The 2,454-nt window shown below is 55.0% G+C and carries 2 protein-coding genes and 1 pseudogene; 2 read left to right on the top strand and 1 reads right to left on the bottom strand.

The genetic code is table 11. The features are described from left to right. A pseudogene (locus B3P58_RS01475) lies at window positions 1-508 on the top strand (hypothetical protein); the annotation flags it as partial. Window positions 509-552: 44 nt separating this feature from the next. Here the strand turns inward: B3P58_RS01475 and B3P58_RS01470 are convergent. Continuing rightward, entirely contained in the window at window positions 553-1,227 is a 675-nt protein-coding gene (locus B3P58_RS01470) for a TetR/AcrR family transcriptional regulator (protein WP_286715554.1), read from the bottom strand. A 210-nt stretch (window positions 1,228-1,437) separates the two neighbouring features. Between B3P58_RS01470 and B3P58_RS01465 the strand changes: the two genes are divergently transcribed. Then, window positions 1,438-2,454: aldehyde dehydrogenase family protein (locus B3P58_RS01465; RefSeq protein ID WP_286715552.1), on the top strand; the 1,017-nt coding region annotated here is incomplete at its 3' end.

Genomic DNA, 2,454 nt, shown 5'->3' with positions numbered 1-2,454 from the left:
TGAGTACTTTCAGGTATTCCTGCCGGACACCGGCCGTGACGGTGTAAATGTTGGCACGGTTGAGCAAGGTGAAACCGACCCGACCCGTGAAGCACTGGTTGAGCGCTATGGCCTGCAAAACAGCGAAGGCATTCAGAAAAAACTGGCTCAGTTTAACCGTGATAAACACGTTAAGAACACCGAAGCCATGCTCAGCGAAAAAGACAGCGAAGCCAGTCAGGCCTGCGGCAGCACCATCAAGACCCGTATTGACTGGACCAGCGTGAATGACGGCCTGCTGAAAGATGTCAGCATTGGCGCTTACTGCTCACAGGTTGCCGGCGAAATGGCCCGTATCTGTCAGTATCACCCACAGTTCAAGGCCGATCTGGCGGCACTGCAGACGGTGCAATGCAAGTTTGGTGAGGTTCTGAAGCTGCGCCGTCAGGGCAACGAAATAACCTTTATGACGGCAAAAGACGCCGCCAACCAGTCTGATTTTGTTAACGCCTACCTGCGTAATTTCTGACTACCGCCATCGTACTTCCGGCCCGCTAACGGGCCGGAACCACGTTAACCGACGGTTTCTTCGTCGGCCTCCAGCCAGCTCGGACGCGGAATAAACTGCTGTTGCAGCTGATTCATCGCCTCGCGGTACTCTTCGGTCAGATAGGGCCGCTCCAGCGTAAACACCTGATAAATACCGCCGCGTAACAGCTCCGGCGAAATCGCATCAACGTCAGCATTGAGCAGATTGCAGCGCAGGAAAGAAAACCAGGACGTCACCACAATCCAGGTATTCAGCGCCAGACTGGCGATGTCAGCTTCGCTGATGCGGATAATGCCAGCCTCGGCCAGCCCACGGAAAATCTGCTGCACCCGTTGCAGACACAGGCGGAAAAACGCGCGGTAACGGGCATGCAGTTCAGCGTCTGCCAGTAACAGATGTTCCATATCGCGGTGCATAAAGCGGTAGTCCCACAAACCGGTAAAGATGTCCTGCAGATAACGCAGTTTATCCAGTGGTTGCAGCGCGCGTTCTTCCGGCACCTGCAGAATATCCAGCACCCGGCTTTCATAGCGCTCAAACAGGGCAAAGATAATCGCCTGCTTATTCTTGAAGTGGTAATACAGATTGCCCGGCGAAATCGCCAGATGGGCGGCAATATGATTGGTTGTTACCTTGCGCTCACCCTGCTCATTAAAGAGCTGCAGGCTGGCGTCGAGAATTCGTTCTTTAGTACTCATGCCGTTTCCGCTGTCGCTGCCCGTATTACTGATAAAACGCCGGGCGTCATGTTGTCAGGCGCAGGCTCACACAGATTGGCCGCAAATGCCATGCGCAGAAGGTTGATCTTCGCCATCATTCTTTTACAGTGTTGACCTTTTAGAGTAATGACTCTAATAATACCAACCGACGAAAGCAAACCAATAATAACTATCCCGCAGGAGCCCAGTATGGTCGCGACGGTTACCAGTCTCCACTCTCCCAATGAAGAGCTCGAGCGCATGCACAGCCTGTTCAAACAACAGCAACAGGCGTTCCGTAATAACCCGATGCCGTCCGCCGACGAGCGCATTGCCGATCTGAAGCGTCTGAAGGCTGCCATCCTGAAGTATCAGGATGAACTGGCTGCTGCGGTGAACCAGGATTTCAGCTGCCGTTCAACCGACGAAACCATGATCGCCGAGATCATGACCAGCGTTGAAGGCATCAACTACGCCTGCAAACGTCTGCGCGGCTGGATGAAACCGTCCAAGCGCCACGTCAGCATGCTGTTTGCGCCGTCACACAACCATGTGATGTACCAGCCACTGGGCGTGATTGGCATTATGGTGCCGTGGAATTACCCGATTCAGCTGGCACTGCTGCCGCTGATGACCGCATTGGCCGCCGGTAACCGCGCCATGATCAAGATGTCTGAGTTCACGCCGGTAACCAACAAGGTGCTGAAGAAGCTGCTGGCGGAAGTATTCAACGAGAATCAGGTAGCCCTGATCGAAGGTGAAGTGGAAGTATCCTCCGCCTTTGCCGAAATTCCCTGGGATCATCTGGTGTTCACCGGCTCAACCGCCGTTGGCCGCATCGTCATGTCCGCCGCAGCGAAAAACCTGACGCCGGTTACCCTGGAGCTGGGCGGTAAATCACCGGCCATTATCGCGCCGGGTGCCAGCATGAAAGACGCCGTTGAGCGCATCTGTTTCGGCAAATCCCTGAATGCCGGTCAGACCTGTATCGCCCCGGATTACGTGCTGCTGCCTGCCGGTAAAGAGCAGGAGTTTATCGACACCTATCAGGCCACTTTCGCCCGTATGTATCCGACCATCCGCGACAACAACGATTACACCGCGGTGGTGAACGAACGTCAGCACCAGCGCCTGCAGGCCTGGGTCGCCGATGCGAAAGAGAAAGGCGCCAAAATCACCGTGGTGAATCCGGCCAACGAAGACTTCAGCGGCACCCGCAAGATGCCA

It is taken from the genome of Thalassolituus sp. UBA2009, assembly GCF_002335285.1.
GTDB classification, from domain to species: domain Bacteria; phylum Pseudomonadota; class Gammaproteobacteria; order Pseudomonadales; family Oceanobacteraceae; genus Venatoribacter; species Venatoribacter alkanivorans.
This window is presented reverse-complemented; position numbering and strand designations above follow the sequence as displayed.